This window comes from Candidatus Sulfotelmatobacter sp. (assembly GCA_036500765.1).
In the GTDB taxonomy this organism is placed as follows: Bacteria; Acidobacteriota; Terriglobia; order Terriglobales; family Acidobacteriaceae; genus Sulfotelmatobacter.
The window spans coordinates 1,543,663-1,564,153 of the sequence record DASYBM010000004.1; the positions used below are offsets into that span (position 1 = coordinate 1,543,663).

The 20,491-nt window shown below is 58.4% G+C and carries 16 protein-coding genes; 12 read left to right on the forward strand and 4 right to left on the reverse strand.

Annotated elements, in window-relative coordinates; translation table 11 throughout:
- Positions 1-1,404 carry a TolC family protein gene (locus VGM18_09500; protein ID HEY3973226.1) on the reverse strand — a complete coding sequence of 468 codons (1,404 nt, stop codon included), beginning with the start codon at positions 1,402-1,404 and terminating at the stop codon, positions 1-3.
- A 375-nt stretch (positions 1,405-1,779) separates the two neighbouring features.
- Here VGM18_09500 and VGM18_09505 point away from each other — a divergent pair, with 375 nt between their 5' ends.
- From VGM18_09505 to pgl, 9 genes are all read left to right on the forward strand, one after another.
- A complete protein-coding gene (locus VGM18_09505) occupies positions 1,780-2,124 on the forward strand; it encodes an energy transducer TonB (protein ID HEY3973227.1) in 345 nt (114 codons plus the stop codon).
- A 135-nt stretch (positions 2,125-2,259) separates the two neighbouring features.
- Positions 2,260-2,982, forward strand: a complete 723-nt coding sequence (locus tag VGM18_09510) for a PilZ domain-containing protein (GenBank protein HEY3973228.1) — start codon at positions 2,260-2,262, stop codon at positions 2,980-2,982.
- Positions 2,983-3,179: 197 nt separating this feature from the next.
- Entirely contained in the window at positions 3,180-5,261 is a 2,082-nt protein-coding gene (tkt, locus tag VGM18_09515; protein ID HEY3973229.1) for a transketolase, read from the forward strand.
- A 36-nt stretch (positions 5,262-5,297) separates the two neighbouring features.
- Entirely contained in the window at positions 5,298-6,461 is a 1,164-nt protein-coding gene (gene tal, locus VGM18_09520) for a transaldolase (protein ID HEY3973230.1), read from the forward strand.
- 38 nt (positions 6,462-6,499) lie between these two features.
- On the forward strand, positions 6,500-8,218 hold the full coding sequence (locus VGM18_09525; GenBank protein HEY3973231.1) for a bifunctional transaldolase/phosoglucose isomerase: 1,719 nt from the start codon (positions 6,500-6,502) through the stop codon (positions 8,216-8,218).
- Between the two features lie 92 nt (positions 8,219-8,310).
- Positions 8,311-9,294, forward strand: a complete 984-nt coding sequence (gnd, locus tag VGM18_09530) for a decarboxylating 6-phosphogluconate dehydrogenase (GenBank protein ID HEY3973232.1) — start codon at positions 8,311-8,313, stop codon at positions 9,292-9,294.
- Between the two features lie 92 nt (positions 9,295-9,386).
- A complete protein-coding gene (gene zwf / locus VGM18_09535; GenBank protein ID HEY3973233.1) occupies positions 9,387-10,928 on the forward strand; it encodes a glucose-6-phosphate dehydrogenase in 1,542 nt (513 codons plus the stop codon).
- Positions 10,925-11,908 carry a glucokinase gene (glk, locus tag VGM18_09540; protein ID HEY3973234.1) on the forward strand — a complete coding sequence of 328 codons (984 nt, stop codon included), beginning with the start codon at positions 10,925-10,927 and terminating at the stop codon, positions 11,906-11,908. Before zwf ends, glk begins: the two co-directional genes overlap by 4 nt.
- A gap of 21 nt (positions 11,909-11,929) precedes the next feature.
- Positions 11,930-12,685, forward strand: coding sequence for a 6-phosphogluconolactonase (gene pgl / locus VGM18_09545; protein ID HEY3973235.1), 756 nt, complete (start codon positions 11,930-11,932; stop codon positions 12,683-12,685).
- Positions 12,686-12,817: 132 nt separating this feature from the next.
- Here pgl and VGM18_09550 read toward each other — a convergent pair whose 3' ends face one another.
- The 3 genes from VGM18_09550 to VGM18_09560 all read right to left on the reverse strand — a co-directional run bounded on the left by VGM18_09550 (position 12,818) and on the right by VGM18_09560 (position 13,981).
- Positions 12,818-13,222 (reverse strand): hypothetical protein, encoded by a 405-nt coding sequence (locus VGM18_09550; protein HEY3973236.1) that lies wholly within the window; start codon positions 13,220-13,222, stop codon positions 12,818-12,820.
- 274 nt (positions 13,223-13,496) lie between these two features.
- A complete protein-coding gene (locus VGM18_09555) occupies positions 13,497-13,760 on the reverse strand; it encodes a helix-turn-helix transcriptional regulator (protein HEY3973237.1) in 264 nt (87 codons plus the stop codon).
- Positions 13,757-13,981: a helix-turn-helix transcriptional regulator gene (locus VGM18_09560; GenBank protein ID HEY3973238.1), complete on the reverse strand. Its 225-nt coding sequence runs from the start codon at positions 13,979-13,981 to the stop codon at positions 13,757-13,759. The genes VGM18_09555 and VGM18_09560 overlap by 4 nt, the downstream gene beginning before the upstream one ends.
- A gap of 372 nt (positions 13,982-14,353) precedes the next feature.
- Between VGM18_09560 and VGM18_09565 the strand changes: the two genes are divergently transcribed.
- Genes VGM18_09565 through VGM18_09575 form a run of 3 tightly spaced genes read left to right on the forward strand, consistent with a single transcriptional unit; the run spans position 14,354 to position 20,411 of the window.
- Positions 14,354-15,790: a TolC family protein gene (locus tag VGM18_09565; GenBank protein ID HEY3973239.1), complete on the forward strand. Its 1,437-nt coding sequence runs from the start codon at positions 14,354-14,356 to the stop codon at positions 15,788-15,790.
- 34 nt (positions 15,791-15,824) lie between these two features.
- A complete protein-coding gene (locus VGM18_09570; GenBank protein ID HEY3973240.1) occupies positions 15,825-17,186 on the forward strand; it encodes an efflux RND transporter periplasmic adaptor subunit in 1,362 nt (453 codons plus the stop codon).
- A gap of 18 nt (positions 17,187-17,204) precedes the next feature.
- On the forward strand, positions 17,205-20,411 hold the full coding sequence (locus VGM18_09575; protein HEY3973241.1) for an efflux RND transporter permease subunit: 3,207 nt from the start codon (positions 17,205-17,207) through the stop codon (positions 20,409-20,411).
- Positions 20,412-20,491 lie beyond the last annotated feature (80 nt).

Consider the following 20,491-nt stretch of genomic DNA (forward strand, 5'->3'; position numbering starts at 1 on the left):
CTAATGATTGCCTTTCAAAAATCGTTTGACGCCCTCTTCTGCATCGCCGATGGCATGCGCCAGTTCGACTTTTGAGAGATTGTGGGCATAGAGGCTCTCAATATAACTCTCATGAGCGCTGGCCACCGACTCCTGGGCCTGCACGACCTCCAGATTATCAGCCACTCCGGCGGTAAAGCGGTCTTGCGATTGGGCGAGCGCCTGCTCGGCGAGGTCGACCGAGCTTCGCGCGACTTCGACTTGCTCGGCGGCGGCGTTCAGATCGAGCAGCGCGGTGCGGACTTCGTAGTCGATGCGGCCGCGGAGATCGCCGAGTTGAGCCCGCGCCTGTTTGAGTTGCGCGTCGGCCTGAAGCACATCGGCGTGAGCCCGATTGCCTTCAAAGATCGGAATCGTGATGCCTCCAGCAACCTGCCAGGTGCCGTTCGACTGGCTGGGATTCACCCCAATATCGCCGTAATTGGCGTTGACGTCGAGGCTGGGATATCGTCCCGCCGCAGCCGCGCGCCGCGACAACTCGGCGGCACGCACCTGAGCCAATTGTGCCTGGTAGTCCGCGCGCGCTGCATAAGCCTTCTGAAGATAAGTCTCGAGCGTAAGCGCGGTTAATGCTTGATACGGCGCTTTCTCGGTAAGAACAAACTGCTGCCCCGGCGGCAGTCCAATGATGCGGGCGATGCTCAATTTCTGTTTGGCCAGATCGTTACGAGCGACGATCAGCTGCTGCTGCCGGGTTTGCAGTTCGACCTGCGAGCGCAAGGCATCGATCGCGGGGGTGAGACCGGCTTTCAATTGATCGGAGGCCTTGTCGTTCAGAGCCTGAGCGCTCTTGACCTGGGCCTCGGACGTTTCCACACGGGCAGCGCCTGCGATGGCTTGCAGATAAGCGTTGCCTACGGCGAGCACCACCATTTCACGAGCGTCTTTGTAACTGAACTGCGCCGCCTTAACGCTCTCCGAGGCGGATCGTTCGCTCTCCAGTTGCTTGAAATTAAAAACGGACTGGCTCAGCGAGGCCCGCGCATCAAAATAATTAAAAGCGGGCGTCACGCGCGGGAGAGCAGCCGGACTGGAACCGGGAGGACTGAGTAATGGAAAGAGTTTGTTAAAGCCCAGGGCCGCCAGACTCAAATTCTGGGCATTCTCCATGACACGGCCGCTGAGGTTGGGAAGCAGGTCGCTCAGTTCTTTCCAGCGTTCGCCGCGAGCTATTTGAGTCTGGTCGCTGGCCAGCAATAAGCCCAGATTGTTGCGCAGGCCGCGGTCGATGGCGTCGCTGTAGTCGATCTGTAGAACTTCGGCGGTTGCTTCTCCTTCGGGAGCGCTCCCAAGAAATGGATTTTGCGGGCCGGGTAGCGAGACACTCGGGGCAGACGAGGAAGGCTCACTCGCGGACTGAGACACCAAACTCGGGCTGGAAACCATACCAACAATGAGACTGAAAAATGCGAATCGGGAAGCTGTGACTATGGATGGATAGCGCATTCTTGATTTTGGAAGCGTTCGGCGCTCGATGACACGACCGTAACGCCCTTCCTCGTGTCCAGAATAACTCGCACCATAACTAGCACGCTTTGATTCGTTTGCGGACCCTGAAGATGCAAACGATTCCGCTGTCGCGTGGAAATGCCCTTGCGTCCTTCGGTCAGGACTGGGACGCGGACGGCGCGGAATGGCAACGTCGGCCACAACTTTCCCTTCAGGCCACTAACTTTGGTACTTTGCGCCAGCGCACTCCTCTAAATTAATCTGGGTGGCATACAGGAATCTATGTAGATCATGAAGATAAGGACTTCACTGACATCGCTTGTGCTCATCGGACTGACGGCGAGCATCGTGATCGCCCAGAATAACGTCGAGTCCAAGACCGAAAGTAAGACCGAAAGAAGGATCGCTTCGCGGGTTGCGCCAAATTATCCCGAATTGGCCAAGAAGATGCATATCCACGGCACAGTTCGAGTGGAAGCCGTAGTGCGCCCGAATGGGTCGGTTAAGTCCACGCGAGTGCTAGGGGGGAATCCGGTGCTGGTGGAAGCCGCTATGGATGCGGTCGCTAAGTGGAAGTTTGAACCGGGACAAAGTGAGAGCACGGAAGTGGTTCAATTGGCTTTCGAGGGCCAGTGATTATCCGCCGATTTTTCGGGCGTATCTCCTCTCGATCGCGTCGCCCTTTCTACGGCCCGACGAATAATCAGCAAGCGGTACTGGTCATTTTCCAAGGCGCATTTTGCGATTTGAGTATCGGAGAAACGCCACGGAGTGACTAAGGTCATCTTGAACGGCGGTGACTGCGGGTTCAATCTGGTGGAGCGACAAATTGTTAAAGAAAGATGTGTGTCATCGATGAGTGCAGCGACGGGAACAGACTGGACACAAATATTGGCCGACCCGGACCTTGTCCGGCATGTCGGGAAGCTGCTGCAAGCCTATCGGGAAGCCCCGGTTGACCGGCGTGAGGAAGCGTTGTTGTCGGCGATGCGTGAGATCAAGGCGAGCGCCGCTCCTGCCGGAAAAGCTCGTGGCACTTCGGCGGCACAGCCGCAGGCCGTCCCCACTCCGGCTTCGGCGACGCCTCCGTTTGAACCCGATCTGTTCAGCACGAGTTGGGCAAGCGATCGGCGACGGCATCCCCGAATCAAATGCTTCGTCGCGGTTGAGTTGCGGGTCGACGAATTTCCCGTTCCCATCTGGGGCAATCTTTCGAATACTGGCGCGGGCGGATGTCTGGTGGAAACGGCAACGCCCGTTAAGCCCGGATCGAAGGTGGAAATCGGCTTGTGGGTGCCCAACGGAAAGATCTGGGTTAAAGGCTTTGCGCTGAGTGGCGTGGTATCCCGCAGTGGCCCCGCAAACGGCGTTCGCGTCCATTTCGAAGGGCTGGCGGCGGCGGAACGCGACAATCTGAAGCAGTTTCTGAAGTTCGTCCAGGAAACAACCCGCGGATCGAAACTTGAGAACGGCTACTTCGACCTTCTGAAATAAGTAATCCCTCATTTCTTGTGTTTTTTCACCCTAGGTCAATCCACGTCTACGCGGAAATTGATACACTTTCTGCGTATTGAACCCTTTCTGTAATCGGGACGCTCTAATTTAGTAGGACCGGTAACGTTTAGTTAAGGACCGGTCACCCCACGGTGAAAATCCCGGCTGGAGTTCGGAGTGAAGAGGAGTGGAATCGCATGGTAGCCAGTGAACAGGTGTTAGCAACAGGTCAGCAACTGGAGACGCTGAGCATCAACACGATTCGAACTCTAGCCATCGATGCGGTGCAGCAGGCGAACTCCGGCCATCCGGGCGCGCCCATGGGTCTGGCGCCGGTCACGTATTGCCTGTGGCAGCAGTTTCTGCGCTACGATCCCGCCGATCCGACATGGCTGAACCGCGACCGATTCGTGCTGTCAAACGGTCACGCCTCGATGTTGCTGTACGCGATGTTGCATCTGGCGGAAGTGCGTCAAGTCGACGAGCATGGGCGCGTCACGAAAGAGCTCGCGATGCCGATAGAGCAGATCAAGCGCTTTCGGCAACTGGGAAGCAAAACACCGGGACATCCGGAGTCGCACATCACTTCTGGAGTGGAAACGACGACGGGGCCCCTGGGTCAGGGCGTGGGAAATAGTGTTGGCATGGCCATTGCCGGCAAGTGGCAGGCGGCGAACTTCAATCGCCCGGGATTGGAAATTTTCGAGTACAACATCTACGCGATGTGCTCGGATGGCGATCTGATGGAGGGCATTGGGGGCGAAGCCGCATCGCTCGCCGGACACTTGAAGCTCTCGAATCTCTGCTGGATCTATGACCACAATTCGGTCACGCTCGACGGTCCCGCTAACTGGTCATTCAGTGAAGATGTGGCGACTCGCTTTATCGGCTACGAATGGAACGTGACCCGAGTGGCCGACGCCAACGACCTGGAAATGCTGGCGCGGGCATTTGAGACTTTCCACAAGACCACCGACCGGCCAACCCTGATTATTGTCGATAGCCATATTGGTTACGGGTCTCCGCACAAGCAGGATACGAACGCGGCTCACGGCGAGCCGCTCGGCGAAGACGAAGTAAAGCTGGTCAAGAAGTTTTATGGCTGGCCTGAAGATGCGAAATTCCTGGTGCCAGAGGAAGTGCGGGAGAATTTTCGCGAGGGTATCGGCAGGCGCGGGCGTGACTTGCACACGCAGTGGGCTAAGACATTCGCGGAATATTCCCAGAAGTTCCCCGATATGGCGGAGCGGTTGCGCTGTATGCAACACGACGAACTGCCTGCAGGATGGGATAAGAATCTGCCGACGTTTCCCCCTGACGCCAAAGGCGTGGCGACGCGCGAAAGCTCAGGCAAAGTGCTCAATGTAGTAGCGCAGAATATTCCATGGCTGATTGGCGGATCCGCGGACCTCGCGACATCGAACAAGACCACGCTCAAATTTGAGGGTGCGGGAGATTTCAAGGCGGGAAATTATGCGGGGCGCAATTTGCACTTCGGCGTGCGCGAGCATGTGATGGGCGCGAGCGTGAACGGGCTGACAAAGTCGGGAGTGCGCGCGTTCGGCGCGACATTTTTTAATTTCAGCGACTATATGCGGGCCAGCATCCGGCTGGCGGCGCTGATGGAGTGCCCGTCAATTTTCATCTTCACGCACGATTCGATCGGCGTGGGCGAGGATGGGCCGACGCATCAGCCGATCGAGCAACTGGCATCGCTGCGCGCCATGCCGAATCTGATCGTGCTGCGTCCGGGCGATGCGAATGAGGTCACCGAAGCGTGGAAGATTATTGCGCAATTACGCCATTCGCCCGTGGCACTGGTGTTGACGCGACAGAATCTGCCGACGCTGGATCGGACGAAGTATGCTGCTGCATCCGGAGTGGCCAAGGGAGCTTACGTGCTGGCCGACGCGCCGGCGGGAAAGCCCGAAGTGATTCTGTTGGGTACGGGCAGCGAATTGTCGCTGTGCGTGGACGCGTACGAAAAATTGAAGGCCGAAGGAGTGAAGGCGCGCGTGGTCAGCATGCCTTCGTGGGAAATTTTTGAACAGCAGAATGCGGCGTACAAAGAGAGCGTGCTGCCAATGGTCGTGACGGCGCGGGTTTCGGTAGAGATGGCGGCGACATTCGGCTGGGCTCGCTATACCGGCCTCAAGGGGCGGAATATTGGGATGCATCGTTTTGGCGCGTCGGCGCCGTTGAAAGATCTGTTGAAGTTCTTTGGGTTTACGGTCGACAAAGTAGTGGAGGAAGCGCGCGCAGCGATGTCGGAGAAATGACATCGGTAAAATGAATTCGTAGACGTGGAGGTTACTATGCAACCAACTGGAGTTCTGGACTCGAAAGCGACTAAGAATCCGCTGAAGGAATTGCTCGACTACGGCCAGTCGATGTGGCTCGATTACATTCGGCGCGATCTGTTCACCAGTGGCAAACTCAAGCAGATGATTGCCGACGATGGGCTGCGAGGCATGACCTCGAATCCCGCGATCTTCGAGAAAGCAATCGCCGACAGTTCGCTCTATGACGATGTGTTGAAGTCGCTGGCCTCGCGTAAGGATCTCGATGCCACGGGCCGCTTTGAGCAGATCGCCATTCGCGACATTCAGGATGCAGCCGACGCGCTGCGGCCGGTGTACGACGAATCGAAAGCTCGCGACGGCTACGTCAGCCTGGAAGTTTCTCCGTACCTGGCGCGCAAAACGACAGAAACGATCGACGAGGCCCGCCGCCTGTGGAAAGCGGTGCAGCGCGAGAATGTCATGATCAAAGTGCCGGGAACAACCGAGGGAATTCCGGCGTTCCAGCAGTTGATCGGCGAAGGCATCAATATCAACGTCACTTTGCTGTTCGCGCAGGATGTGTACGAAAAAGTTGCCGAGGCTTATATCTTAGGACTCGAAGAGCTGGCGGGCCGCGGGGGCAACTTGAAAAAAATGGCCAGCGTGGCCAGTTTCTTCATCAGCCGCATCGACACGCTGATCGATTCCATAATCGATGAAAAGCTGAAGACAACGACCGATGCGAGCCGGCAAGCTCTGCTGAAAAGTCTGCTGGGCAAAGTGGCGATCGCCAACGGCAAGCTCACCTACCAGAGTTATGAGCGTATCTTCAGCGGACCTCGCTGGCAGGCGCTGGCATCCAAGGGGGCGCAGACACAGCGCGTGCTGTGGGCGAGCACCAGCACGAAGAATCCGCATTATCGCGACGTGATTTATGTTGAGGAGTTGATCGGGAAAGATACGGTCAATACCATGCCGCCGGCAACGATCGACGCCTTCCGCGATCATGGACGGCTGCGCAACAGCTTGACCGAGGATGTAGCGAGCGCGGCCAAGACCATGCAGGATCTCGCGCGCGCCGGTATTTCCATGAAGGAAGTCACTGACAAGCTGACCGATGATGGCGTAAAGCTGTTCGCCGACGCGTTCGACAAGTTGCTGGCCGCGGTGGAGAAGAGCACGCAAGCAAAAGGATAGATTAGAACCAGAAGATAGATCAGAAAAAGGAAAGACCGGTGAGCCGACTGAAGACCTCCCTGCCCGATTCGCTGGCTACGGCCGTAAAGACGACGATCGCCGACTGGCAAGCACGCGGAAGCATGCAGCGCCTGTGGAACCGTGATGCGGGCCTCTGGACCGGAAGCGACGAGGGCAACTGGCTGGGCTGGCTCGACATTGTCGAGGAGCAGGTCGCGCAGCACGACCAACTGGTGAAGGTTGCTAAAGAAGTTCAGGTGCGAGGCTTTCAGCATGTGCTGCTGCTGGGCATGGGCGGATCGAGTCTCTGCCCGGAAGTCCTGCGCATGACTTTTGGCCGCATCACGCACTTCCCTACCCTTCATGTGCTCGACTCCACCGATCCTTCGCAGGTGAAAGCGTGCGAGAAATCGATCGACATTCCGAAGACACTATTCATCGTTTCGAGCAAGTCTGGAAGCACGCTCGAGCCTAATATTTTCAAACAATATTTCTTCGAACGCACGAAGCAGGCGGTGGGAGCGGCGAAAGTTGGCAGCCAGTTCGTCGCGATCACCGATCCGGGGTCGAAGATGCAGCAGGTGGCGGAAGCCGATCACTTTCTGCATGTGTTCTTTGGGCGCCCTTCGATCGGCGGACGGTATTCCGCTTTGTCGAACTTTGGAATGGTCCCGGCCGCAGCAATGGGGATTGATACCAGGAAATTTCTCGATCGCGCGGCTGAGATGGTTCATGCCTGTCGGTCGGGTGTTGCCGCCGAACAAAATCCCGGCGCGGTGTTAGGGATCATTCTCGGAACCGCCGCCAATGCGGGCCGCGATAAGGTCACGATGATTACCTCTCCGGGAATCTCGGATCTGGGGGCGTGGCTCGAGCAACTGCTCGCCGAATCGACGGGTAAAGTGGGTAAAGGCATCATCCCAGTAGACCGCGAGAGCTTGGGCTCTCCGGAGGTCTACGGCAGCGACCGGGTGTTTGTTTATGTGCGGCTGGAATCGGCCCCGGACGCGACTCAGGACGAGCACGTGGCTGCCATCGAAAAGGCTGGGCATCCTGTAGTTCGCATTTCCATGCCCGACATCTACGACCTGGGCGCAGAATTTTTCCGCTGGGAGATTGCTACGGCCGTGGCCGGATCGATCATCGGGATCAATGCTTTCAACCAGCCCGATGTTGAAGCCAGCAAAGTTGCGACGCGTTCTTTGACGACTGAGTACGAGAAGAATGGTTCCCTGCCCGCGGAAAGTCCGGTCGTTGAAGATGCCGGAATTAAATTGTTCACCGACGAAAAAAACGCGGCGGAACTTGCGAAAGCGGCGCGCGGCGATAATTCGCTGGCGGGATATCTCAAGGCGCACCTGGCTCGCATCCAAGCGGGCGATTACTTCGCGGTGCTGGGATATATCCAGATGAATGCGGAGCACGAAACTGCCCTGCAAGCGATCCGGCATCTGGTGCGGGATAAGAAACGTGTTGCGACAGTTCTTGGCTTTGGGCCCCGATTCCTGCATTCGACCGGGCAGGCGTATAAAGGCGGGCCGAACTCGGGAGTGTTTCTGCAAATCACTTGCGATGATTCCGTGGAGCTACCCGTGCCGGGCCAGAAATATACGTTTGGAGTGGTGAAGGCGGCGCAGGCGCGTGGAGATTTCCAGGTGCTGGCGGATCGCGGAAGGCGCGCGATGCGGGTGCATTTGGGCAGCAATTTGAAGGCGGGGCTGGCCGCGCTGCAGGCTGCGGTGGCAAAAGCACTCTAGAGTTTTGTGATGCATGAGTGCGAGCGCAGGATGCGCTCGCGACAGCCGGCGGGACGCCGGCGCTACTAGGCGTTACGGTTAGGAGTTTCAGCATGCAGATGGGGATGGTGGGTCTCGGGCGCATGGGCGCCAACATGACGCGGCGGTTGATGCGCGGCGGACATCAGCTTTTTGTTTCCGATCTCAGCGCCGATGCCGTGAAGGGATTGGCCGGCGAGGGAGCGACAGGATCTTCGTCGCTCGAAGATCTGATTGGCAAGATGGCGGCGCCGCGCGCAGTTTGGATCATGGTCCCCGCAGGCGGTCCGACCGAAGCGACCGTGCAGAAGTTGGCGCAGCACATGCAGGCGGGCGATGCCATCATCGACGGCGGAAATTCTTTTTTCAAAGATGACGTGCGCCGCGCCAAGGATCTCAAGGGCAAAGGCATTCATTATGTCGACGTCGGCACCAGCGGCGGCGTCTGGGGCCTGGAGCGGGGCTACTGCATGATGATTGGCGGGCCCAAAGAAGCGGTGCAGCGGCTCGATCCAATTTTCAGGACACTGGCGCCAGGAAAGGGCGATATCCCGCGCACGCCAGGGCGGGAAAAGCTCGGCGGTACCGCCGAAGAAGGCTACCTTCACTGCGGCCCCTCTGGCTCCGGTCACTTCGTCAAGATGGTTCACAACGGCATCGAATACGGCATCATGCAGGCTTACGCGGAAGGGTTCGATATTTTTAAGAACGCGACCAGCAAAGATTTGCCCGAAGACATTCGATACGACTTGAACTTGCCAGACATAGCGGAAGTGTGGCGGCGCGGAAGCGTAGTCAGTTCCTGGCTGCTCGACCTGACGGCGATGGCGCTTGCGGAAAATCCGACGCTCTCGGAATACGAAGGCTACGTGCAGGACTCCGGTGAGGGACGCTGGACGATTCAGGCAGCGCTCGACGAAGCGGTCCCAGCGGATGTGCTAACGGCGGCGCTGTACGTGCGCTTCCGGTCGCGGCAACAGCACACATTTGCGGAAAAGATGCTTTCCGCCATGCGGCAGAAGTTTGGCGGACACGTGGAAGCTGGGGCGAAAAAATAGGGTCGTTGGCAGTTTGTCGTTGGCCGCCCGCTTACACTGGCTCGCAAGCGACAGACGACCACGGGCTAACGACCGACTTAAAAGGACTTATCATGGCTGAGTTAGCGGAACAACTTACGGCGGCGCCTCCTAAAATCGGCAAGCAGGGCGATCCCTGTGTCATGGTGATTTTTGGCGCAGCCGGCGATCTGACCGGGCGCATGTTGATTCCGGCGCTCTATAACCTGGCGCGCGCCGGATTGCTGTCGAAAGAGTTCGCCGTAGTGGGGGTTGCGCGCACGCAGATGTCAAACGACGATTTTCGCAAGCGCGTGCATGACGATGTGAAGGCTTACTGCGGCGAGTGCATCCAAGACGAACTGTGGGACTCGTTCATGCGCCGCTTCTATTATTTCGCCGCCGATTTCGGCGATGACAACCTTTACCCGCGGCTCAAGGATTTCCTCGGCAAGATCGATCAGGATCACTTGACCCACCAGAATTTTTTCTACTACATGGCGGTGGCGCCGAACTTTTTCGGACCGATTGTGCAGAAGCTCTCCGCCAACGGGTTGATGGAACAGAACAATAGCCACTGGCGCCGCGTGGTGATCGAGAAACCGTTCGGGCACGATCTGGAATCGGCCAAGGCGCTGAACGCCGAACTCCTCAAAGTCGCCGATGAGAAGCAGATCTACCGCATCGATCATTATCTGGGCAAAGAAACCGTGCAGAACATCATGGCGTTCCGTTTTGCCAACGGAATTTTTGAACCGGTGTGGAATCGCCGCTATATCGACCACGTGCAGATCTCGGTCGCGGAAACCGTTGGCGTCGAGGGCCGGGGAAGTTATTTCGATCATGCCGGCTCGCTGCGCGATATGGTTCCGAACCACATCATGCAACTGATCAGCCTGACGGCGATGGAGCCGCCGATTTCGTTCGATGCCAATGCGGTGCGGGACGAGCAGGCCAAGATTCTGCACGCCATTCAGCCCATGGGCGACGAAGATGTATTGAGCCGAAGCGTGCGCGGGCAATATGGAGACGGGACCGAAGACGGCAAGCGGGTCACGGCTTACCGCTCGGAACCCGACGTCGCACCCGATTCGCGGACCGAGACTTTCGTGGCCATGAAGCTGAACATCGACAACTGGCGGTGGGCGGATGTGCCGTTCTACCTGCGTACGGGCAAGCGCATGCCGGTGCGCAATACCCATATCGTGATACAGTTTCGACGGGCGCCATTCGTGCTGTTTCGCGACACGCCGGTCGAACATCTTATGCCGAATCAGCTGGTTTTGCACATCCAACCCGAGGAAGGAATCTCGCTGCAATTCGCGGCCAAGGTGCCCGGGCCGGTCATGCGACTGGGTACGGTCGATATGAATTTCGAGTATCAGGAATATTTTGGCAAGCAGCCCAGCACCGGTTATGAACGGCTGCTGCATGACTGCATGATCGGCGATCAGACGCTGTTTCAGCGCGCCGACATGGTGGAGGCTGGCTGGTCCGTGGTCAACCCCGTGCTCGATTTGTGGAAGGCACTGCCGCCGCGGAATTTCCCCAATTACGCGTCCGGTACCTGGGGACCGAAGGAAGCGGATGAACTGCTGGAACGCGACGGCCGCCGCTGGAGGAACTTCGAGAAATGATTCTGGCCGGCGACATTGGCGGTACCAACGCTAGGCTGGCTTATTTTCAACCCCAGAACGGGCATCTGCGCCTGATTTCGGAGCGAACCTTTCCCAGCCGTGAGCACAGCGAACTCGGCGAGATTGTCAGCGAATTTTTGAACGATTCCGGCGCCCGCCCCGACGCGGCGTGTTTCGGCATCGCTGGCCCGGTGCGCAACGGACGCGTCGAAACCTCGAACCTCCCCTGGGTGATCGAACAGGCGCGGTTGGCCAAGCAAATTCATCTTCCTGCCACGCTTCTCATTAACGATCTGGAAGCCAGCGCGTGGGGCATCGGCGCACTGAGCGACTCGGATCTGGTTCCGTTGCACCGGGTGACGGGCCCAGCTACAGGCAATCAGGCTGTAATCGCGCCGGGGACTGGACTGGGTGAGGCCGGGCTTTTCTGGGATGGCACGCGCCATCACGTTTTCGCCTGCGAGGGCGGACATACCGACTTTGGGCCCCAGGGAGACTTGCAGATCGAATTATTGCGGTTTCTACAGGCGCGATTTGGACATGTGAGCTACGAACGGATTTTGTCGGGGCCCGGTCTCGTGAATGTGTACGAATTCCTGCGCGAGAGTGGATGCGCCAAGGAGTCTGCCGAGTTTGCCGCTGGGCTTGAGTCGGGCGATCCGGCCGCGGCGATTTCTAAAGCGGCGCTCGACGGAACCGAACCTCTGGCAGTCCAGGCACTGGACCTGTGGATTGCCGTATACGGCGCAGAGGCCGGCAATCTGGCGCTCAAAGCGATGTCCACCGGCGGCTTGTTCCTGGCCGGCGGCATCTCTCCGAAAATTATTGCCAAACTGAAGGGGTCGCTCTTTATTGAGGCGTTCCTCGCGAAAGGCCGCCTGAGGCCCCTGGTGGAAGCGATTCCGGTCGAGGTCGTCACCAACGAAAAGGCTGGGCTGCTAGGGGCGGCGCGTTGTGCTGCCGTGCTGGGAAAGAGCTAAAGCCTACGGGAGTAAGGTCGAGTGAGTTCCTCCGCTGAAGTTCGAGTGCTAACCACTCCGCAGGAGTTGTTCGAAGCGGCGGCCGAAGAGGTCATACACCGCGCCAAGGAAGCGGTAGCCCAGCGCGGCCGCTTCACCATCGCTCTGTCGGGCGGGTCGACTCCCAAAAATCTCTTTAATTTGTTGGCCACCAATGCCAAGAGCGTTCTGCCCTGGGATCGCACGTTTTTCTTCTGGGGCGATGAGCGCCACGTGCCTCCGACCGATCCCGACAGCAACTACCGCATGGCGGACGAAACCATGCTCTCGAAGATTCCCGTCGCAGCCGGGAATGTGTTCCCGATTCCTGCGGAAAACCGTGACGCCGCAGCCGCGGCTGAGGCTTATGAGCAGACTGTGCGAAAATTCTTTCAACTGAAGGCGGGAGAGTTTCCGAGCTTTGATTTAATTCTCCTCGGCATGGGTCCGGATGGCCACACCGCGTCGCTCTTTCCAGGCACTGCCGGATTGGAGGAGAAATCGCGGCTCGTGATCGCCAACTGGGTCGAGAAGCTGAAGACCAACCGCCTTACGCTCACTCTTCCCGTTCTGAATGCCGCCCGCTGCGTACTGTTTCTGGTCAGCGGAACAGATAAGGCGAACGTCCTCAAGATTGTGTTGGAGGAAGATGCGCCCGGCGAACAGTATCCTTCAAAGCTGGTGCAGCCGAGCAATGGAAAGCTGATCTGGCTGGTGGACCGGGCGGCGGCGAGCGCGCTGACCTCGCCCCCGAAATAAACTAAAATGAAAAACCGCAGAGGACGCGGGCGCGGAGTATTTACGATTCCACTGACGCCGGCAAAAGGAATGCTCAATAACTCCTCTGCGTAGCCCGCGTCCTCTGCGGTTGTAATTTCCCTGCCTTAATCCTTAGCCGCGCCAGTCGCCGATTTCCTTCAGGCCTTTGCCGCGCGCATGTTCGAACAGTCGAACCCGATGGCGCGAATGTTCAAACTCGTGGATGTCGGCCCACACTTCAGCCTGCCAGCCCTTCTCATGCGCGGCCGATTCGCCACAGGTAGCACAACGAGTATGGAGGGTTACCGGAATGCTTTCGACACCGGCCGGGGCTGCCCCCGGCAGCTCTACGAAAATGCAGCGAACTTCCTGGATTTCTTCATTCTCACCGAGAATGTGCTCGTAACGCAGCAGGTAGCCAAATCCAAGCTTCTTGGCCTCAGACTCAGCCTGGTCGCGGGTATGAAAGGGTCCGTACTCCGCCCTTAGTTGTTCGGTGGAGTCACATGCCATCCAGAAAATCTCTTTATAAGCCATCGCGGTTTCGCCCCGGGTTGCGAAGCCGGCTCGTGGCTGCTATTGAGCCCGCTCGTGCAGATCAGTTGGCTTCTCGCAATTCCCATGCCGTTATCGAGCTAGTTGCAATTGACTGTGAGATATAAACTTAAGGGTCCGCCGATGCTCCAAATCGAACTGTGGTCGTGAAACGTTTTGCAGAAATTGGAACCCGATCGGGAGATTGCTGTCCCCTGTTACCGTTTTCCGCGGCCGCGAAGATACCGAACGGGCAATCTACCAACGTGATCGTGGCTCAGTCAGCTCCAATGGCTTCGCCATAGGATGCGTCAGTGCGCTCCGCCTCAGGGGGCCAGTTCTTTCCGCCGTGAGCGGCCACATACATCGCCAATTCCAGCCGACTCCAGACGCCGACCTTGTCAAAGGTGCTTCGCAGATGGTTTTTAATTACCTGCTCACTGGTGCCGATAATCTTGCCGATTTCGCGATTGGTCAGGCCCTCCCAGACCAGAATGGCGATCTGAATTTCCTTTGGGGTGAGGCGCTCGCAGGGGGTCATGATTGTGCATTCTCCTTGCTGAACATGGCGATGGCCAGCTTCACACGTTTTCGGCCTTCGCGGATTCCGGCGCGCAGGAACAGGGTGCGCAAATGTTGTTTTACCGTGCGGGGACTGATGTTGAGCTGTCCCGCAATCTCTTTGTTGCTGCATCCCTGAACGAGCAGGTTCAAGACCTGCCGGTCGCGGGGAGTGACTTTGACTTGCTCCAGATCGATCATGTTAATTTTCTCCTCCTGGTGGTTCGGCGATCGAACTCGTATTGGCCTAATGCACGGGCTTCGCCAATTGTTCGCGCAGTCCGCCAGGACATGAGCTAACTACCTTAGGGCGTAGCACTTTAAGCGATAACCCATGGTTTTCATGTGGTTTTCAGACGGGCCGTGATAGCCTTACGAGTTCCAAATTGGCGCAACAGGTGCCCCATGAAAAGCGTGGCAGATCACATTTTTCTTCCTTCGCGGGTCTGGCCGACGTCGGTTATCGCTTACAAGAGGCGGAGTTTCGCCTGCACGCTCGTCCCGAGCCATACCTTTGGCATTAAAGGCCTTTCATCAAGGTCCGACTGCGCTGCTTTTCATCGCTGTGACCTCGTGGCGGCCCAACCGACTGGCGGAGTTCCGACAAGGACGGCGTCGTCCCATAGCGGGCGCGGTTCGCAATGCTGGTTTTTCATTTTGGTGCTGCTGGCACTTCGGCTCCCTAGTTTTGCACAGGTAACAATATCGGCCGAGGCCACGAGTGCAACTTCGGCATCCGCACCCGCCGGTGGGGCTCCAATCACGATTACGCTTCAGGACGCGATTCAGCGGGCTCGCCTGAACGATCCCCAATACCGCTCGGCGATCACGGATTTCGGCGTGGCTCGCGAAGATCGAGTGCAGACTCGCGCTGGACTTCTGCCGAACCTGAATTACAACAATTCATTTATCTATACCCAAGGCACGGGAGCGCTTCCCGCGAACTGCGTGGCGAGACCCCAGGGATGTCCGAATTCCAGGTTCATCGCCAACAATGGGGTGCACGAATATATTAGCCAGGCGGATGTGCATCAAGCTCTGTCGCTCACCAATTTTGCCGACTATCGCCGCTCATCTGCGGCCCTGGCGCAGACGCGCGCCAAAGCAGAGATCGCCGCCCGGGGACTGGTCGTAACTGTGACCGGGGCATATTACGGACTAGTGGTAGCGCAACGAAAGTACGCAACGGCGCAACGCGCGGACGCCGAGGCCGCCCACTTTCTCGACATCAGCCAGAAGCTCGAGCATGGCGGTGAAGTGGCGCGCGCCGACGTAATCAAGGCACGCATTCAGGCCCAGCAGCAGCAGCGCAACCTGGAGGAGGCTCAACTTGGCATGGAGAAGAGCAGGCTCGATCTGGCGGTGCTGCTTTTCCGGGATTTCAATCAGGATTTTGCCGTCGTCGATGACTTGCAGACTCCGGAGCCGCTGCCCACTTTCGCGGAAGTAGAAGCCTCGGGCAAGAAAAATAACCCCGACCTGCGCGCCGCTCTGGCGAGCTTTGAAATTGCGAATCATGAAGTGGCGGCAGCATGGGGTGGACTTCTGCCGTCGCTAGGCATTGATTATTTTTACGGCATCGACTCGAACCAGTTTGCGATCCGGACGGATGGCGTGCGCAATGTTGGCTATTCGGCGGTGGCGACCTTGCAGATTCCCATATTCAGTTGGGGCTCGGATCGCAGCAAACTGAAACAGGCCGAATTGCGGCGGGATCAGGCGCAGGTCGAGTTGACTTACGCGCAGCGGCAACTGCTGAGCCATCTGCGCCAGTACTACGGTGAGGCCGAGACCGCGCGGCTGGAACTGGAGTCGCTGGCCAGTTCCGCCGAACTGGCGGCCGACGGCCTGCGTCTCACGACCTTGCGTTATCAAGCGGGGGAAGCAACCGTGCTCGAAGTGGTGGATGCGCAAAATACTCTGACGCAGGCGCGCGATTCCTACGACGATGGCCAGGCGCGATTCCGGGTCGCGGTGGCGAATTTACAGACGGTGACGGGGAACTTCTAGCCGCATGAACTGCAAAAACACGAGAACCGCACGCTTGGAAACCGGAACCCTGTGGCGCGGCATGTACACGTTGAGTCCGTTGCGGGGCTCGACGCTTTCCATTGCGGTTCTGGTGGCTGCCATTGGCGGAGCCATGATGACGGGATGCTCGTCCGAGACAGGCGACAAAGAGCCCACGGTCACCGTGCAGGTGGCCGCCGTCGAAAAAACCACGATTCAACGCACCATCAAGGCGGAGGCGATTCTGTTTCCGCGGCAGCAGGCCGCGATCGTGCCGAAGATCAGCGCCCCGGTACAGAAGTTTCTGGTGAAGCGCGGCAGTCCGGTTCATCAGGGCGAACTGCTGGCGGTGCTGGAGAACCGTGATCTGAGCGCCGCGGCACAGGACACCAAAGGCTCATACGAGCAGGCGGAAGCAACTTACGAAACCACTACCGCTGCCAGCCTGCCAGAGGAGATCAGGAAGGCCGAAGCTGAGGCACAGCAATCGCAGCAGGCTCTCGACGCGCAGGAAAAGGTCTTCGAGAGCCGCCAGCAACTGTTCGCGCAAGGAGCATTGCCACGGAAAGAACTGGATCAATCGCGCGTCGACATTACCGCGGCGCGCAACCAGCAGGCAATCGCCAAGCAGCATCTGGACAAGCTCCTGGCCATCGGCAAGCAACAGGAACTGAAGTCGGCCGCGGGACAACTGGCCTCGGCCAAAGGAAAGTACCTGGGAGCGGAGGCGCAGCTAAGCTACTCGGAAATTCGCAGTCCGATAGACGGTGTCGTGACCGATCGTCCGCTCTACCCCGGCGAAATGGCAGCGGCAAGCACTCCCCTGTTGACGGTGATGGATATTTCGTCGGTCATCGCCAAGGCGCATATCCCACAGAGCGATGCGGCCGCCTTGAAAGTGGGCGATGAAGGCACGATGACCGTACCTGGCCTCGACGAACCTGTCGAAGGCAAGGTGACGGTGGTGAGTCCGGCGCTGGACCCCAACAGCACGACCGTCGAAGTCTGGGTGGAAGCGAAGAATCCCAAGCACGCGCTGAAACCGGGAACCAGCGTGCAGCTGTCACTGACCGCGAAGACCATAAAAGACGCTCTCGTCGTCCCTGCAAGTTCGGTAATCACTGCGCCGGATGGAACCACTGCGGTAATGCTGGCAGGCTCCGATGGCCTGGCTCACCAGAAGGCCGTAAAACTCGGCATCCGTAACGGAGACGACGTTCAGGTTCTTGAAGGCGTCACCGCCAGCGACAAAGTAATCGCCACCGGCGCGTATGGGCTGCCCGACAAGACCAAGATCAAAATCGCGCCAGCCGAAGCTCCCGCTCCCGCAGAAGGATCATCGGAAGAATCGAAGCCCGCATCGAAGGCTCCCAGCGAGGGATCGAGTGAAAAGTAACTGCTGCGGAGCCTCCGCATGAACTCTCCGAACCCCGGCGGTTCGCCTGAGCAACCCTCCAGCCAGCATTGGATTGCCCAGCACTCGCGGCCCGTTATATTCGTGATTCTGACGTTGGGTTTGCTGGGAGCATATCTCGCGTTCACGATTCCGGTATCGGTGTTCCCTTCGACAGATTTCCCCCGCGTGCTGATCGCGGTCGATAACGGCGTTATGCCCATCGATCAGATGACGGTGACGGTCACGCGCCCGATCGAAGAAGCCGTCAACAGCGTACCTGGCCTGTTGACCGTGCGCTCCATTACCAGCCGGGGATCGGCGGAGATCGATCTGTTTTTTCGCTGGGACATCGACATGTTCCAGACCCTGCAGTATGTAAATGCGGCGATTTCACGCGTACAACCGGAACTTCCCTCCACCGCGAAGATCGAAGCTCATCGCCTGACCTTTGCGGCGTTCCCGATCATTGGGTATAGCGTGACTTCCGACAGCATGCCCCAAACCAAGCTGTGGGAGATGGCCACCTATGAAATGAAGCCACGGCTGAACCGGCTGGAAGGCGTTTCCACCGTAATTGTCCAGGGAGGACAAGAGCCGGAGTTTCACATCACGCCCGATCCGGCGAAGCTTCTGACCGCCGGGATCACCGTGGCAGACATTCTCGAGGCGGTGCGGCGCACGAACCTTATCGACTCCCCCGGACTGATCGAGCGCAATCATCAACTCTATCTCGGCCTCGTCAGCGGCCAGGTGCGCACACCGGAAGAAATTGGGAACGCGGTGGTGAAGAGCACGCCCGCGGGAATTCCGGTGCGCATCGGCGATATCGCGAGCGTCGCTCCCGGTGTAAAGCCGGTCTATACCGTGGTTACGGCCAACGGAAAGCCCGCCGTACTGCTGAACATCAATCGCCAGCCGGATGGAAACACGGTGCAGGTGGCGCAGGAAGTTCACGACGAAATCGAGCGCCTGCGCAAAACCATTCCGCCCGGAGTTCAGGTCCAGCCATTTTACGATCAGTCGATCATCGTCAACGAATCCATCAAGAGTGTGCGCGATGCCATTCTGCTCGGACTGCTTCTGGCCTCGATCATTCTCGTGGTATTCCTGCGCGATTGGGGAACGTCGCTGGTGGCGGGCCTCGTAATTCCAGTGACCGTGATGGTCACATTCATCGCCCTCAAAGTGATGGGCCAGACTTTTAATTTGATGACGCTCGGCGGCCTGGCGGCAGCCGTGGGACTGGTCATCGACGATGCCATCGTCGTGGTGGAAAACATCGTGCTGCATCGCGACGCGGGACAAGGGCGACTGGAAGCCATCCGCAGCGCGCTGAAGGAAATCACCGTGCCGCTGATCGGATCGACGATCACGCCGGTGGTCGTCTTTATTCCACTGATCGTCATCGCCGGGGTCACTGGAGTTTTCTTCCGCGCGCTGGCGGTGACTATGACCGTGTCGCTGCTAACTTCGCTCGCGCTGGCTGTGACCTGGACGCCGACGTTGAGCCAGTTCTTCGTCAAAGGAAGACACGCGAAGAATGGAGTAGAGGCCGAGGCTTCCGGCAATTCGTCGCAAGATAACGGAAAAGGAGCCGCTGAAAATGGAGACGACGCTGCGAGATTGCTCGCGGCCGAGGAGAAGCACCTGAGCGGCTTCTTCCTGCGCGTGGTGAACTTTCACGAACGCTGGCTGCGGCGTGCGCTGGAGCGGCCGCGATTGCTGATCGTCTTCAGCGCCGCGCTGATTGTCGCCTCTTATTTGTGCTACACCTTTTCCGGTTCCGACCTCTTGCCCGAGATGGATGAAGGTGGATTCGTGATCGACTACATCATGCCCGCCGGCAGTTCGCTGGCAGAAACCAACCGCGTGGTGGGGCACGTCGAGCAGATGCTGCGCGAAGTTCCGGAAGTGGAGAGCACGTCGCGGCGCACCGGCTTGCAGCTAGGCCTGGCTTCGGTCACGGAAGCCAATACCGGGGACATTCTGGTGAAGTTGAAAGCCAAACGCAGCCGGGATATCGAAGACATCATTGCCGACGTGCGTGCCGACATCAAGCAGCAGGAGCCTGCGCTCGACATCGAGTTCGTGCAGGTTCTTCAGGACATGATCGGCGATCTCACGTCGGCGCCGGAACCGATTCAGATCAAATTGTTCTCGCAGGATCCGAAGCAACTGGAAGAGTGGGCGCCCAGGGTGGCTGAGTCCATCGGAAAAATCAAAGGCGTGGTCGACATTCTGAATGGAATCGAAAATACCATCAGCGGTCCGGCGGTGACGTTTCAGGTTGATCCCAGCGTAGCCGCCCGGTCCGGGTTCAGCGCCGAAGAAATCGCGCTGGATGCCTCGGCCATTCTCGAAGGCGAGCCGGCACCCACTCCGGTCGTGGCGAACGACCGTGCCTACACACTGCGCGTGCGCTTCCCTGCCGCGAACCGCGCCTCGCTCGAAGCCATGCGCGATACCCTACTGATCAGCGGCACTGGCCATACCGCGACGCTGGGCGCACTGTCGGCTATTGTGGAGAATCCGGGCCAAACGGAAGTCAGGCGCGAAAATCTGCAACGCGACGTGGCTGTGACTGCCCGTCTGGAAGGCCGCAGCCTGGGCAGCGGCATGGCCGACGTGCAAAAAGCTGTGACCAATTTACACATCCCGTCGAGTATTCGCGTGGAATATGGCGGAACCTACCAGGAACAGCGGCAGTCATTCCATGACCTGATGATCGTACTCACGCTTGCGATATTGTTGTTGTTCATCGTGCTGCTGTTTGAATTTGGAACGTTCGCCGCACCGGTGGCAATTCTCTCGTCGGCGCTTTTGTCGACGTCGGGAGTTTTTATAGCGCTCCTGATTACACGCACGACCTTTAACATTTCGTCATTCATGGGGATGATCATGGTGATCGGCATCGTCGCCAAGAACGGCATCCTGCTGCTCGACGCCGATCAGAAGATGAGCTCCTTGGGAATGACCGCCGAACAGGCCATGCTTCAGGCCGCTCGCCGCCGGTTGCGACCCATCGTAATGACGGCGCTGGCGACTGTAGCCGGCATGTTGCCGCTGGCCTTTGCCATCGGCGCCGGGTCGCAGATGCTGCAACCTCTGGCGATCGCGGTCATTGGCGGCGTGCTTATTTCCATGGTTCTGTCGCTCATCATCACGCCGGCAGTGCACTTCTTTCTCAGCCAAAAGGGTGACTCGAGGGTGGTTACCGAAGAGTGATAACCTGGCGCCCTCGTGCCCGGCTCTCGCGCCAGAAGAGCACTCGCCAGTTGACGCGTCTGGCGGTAAACTATTGGCAG

What these genes read in the sequence shown, in the direction of transcription:
- VGM18_09505 (HEY3973227.1), top strand. Translation starts at nt 1,780, where the DNA reads ATGAAGATAAGGACTTCACTGACATCGCTTGTGCTCATCGGACTGACG.
- tkt (HEY3973229.1), top strand. Translation starts at nt 3,180, where the DNA reads ATGGTAGCCAGTGAACAGGTGTTAGCAACAGGTCAGCAACTGGAGACG.
- tal (HEY3973230.1), top strand. Translation starts at nt 5,298, where the DNA reads ATGCAACCAACTGGAGTTCTGGACTCGAAAGCGACTAAGAATCCGCTG.
- gnd (HEY3973232.1), top strand. Translation starts at nt 8,311, where the DNA reads ATGCAGATGGGGATGGTGGGTCTCGGGCGCATGGGCGCCAACATGACG.
- zwf (HEY3973233.1), top strand. Translation starts at nt 9,387, where the DNA reads ATGGCTGAGTTAGCGGAACAACTTACGGCGGCGCCTCCTAAAATCGGC.
- glk (HEY3973234.1), top strand. Translation starts at nt 10,925, where the DNA reads ATGATTCTGGCCGGCGACATTGGCGGTACCAACGCTAGGCTGGCTTAT.
- VGM18_09550 (HEY3973236.1), bottom strand. Translation starts at nt 13,222, where the DNA reads ATGGCTTATAAAGAGATTTTCTGGATGGCATGTGACTCCACCGAACAA.
- VGM18_09555 (HEY3973237.1), bottom strand. Translation starts at nt 13,760, where the DNA reads ATGACCCCCTGCGAGCGCCTCACCCCAAAGGAAATTCAGATCGCCATT.
- VGM18_09560 (HEY3973238.1), bottom strand. Translation starts at nt 13,981, where the DNA reads ATGATCGATCTGGAGCAAGTCAAAGTCACTCCCCGCGACCGGCAGGTC.
- VGM18_09575 (HEY3973241.1), top strand. Translation starts at nt 17,205, where the DNA reads ATGAACTCTCCGAACCCCGGCGGTTCGCCTGAGCAACCCTCCAGCCAG.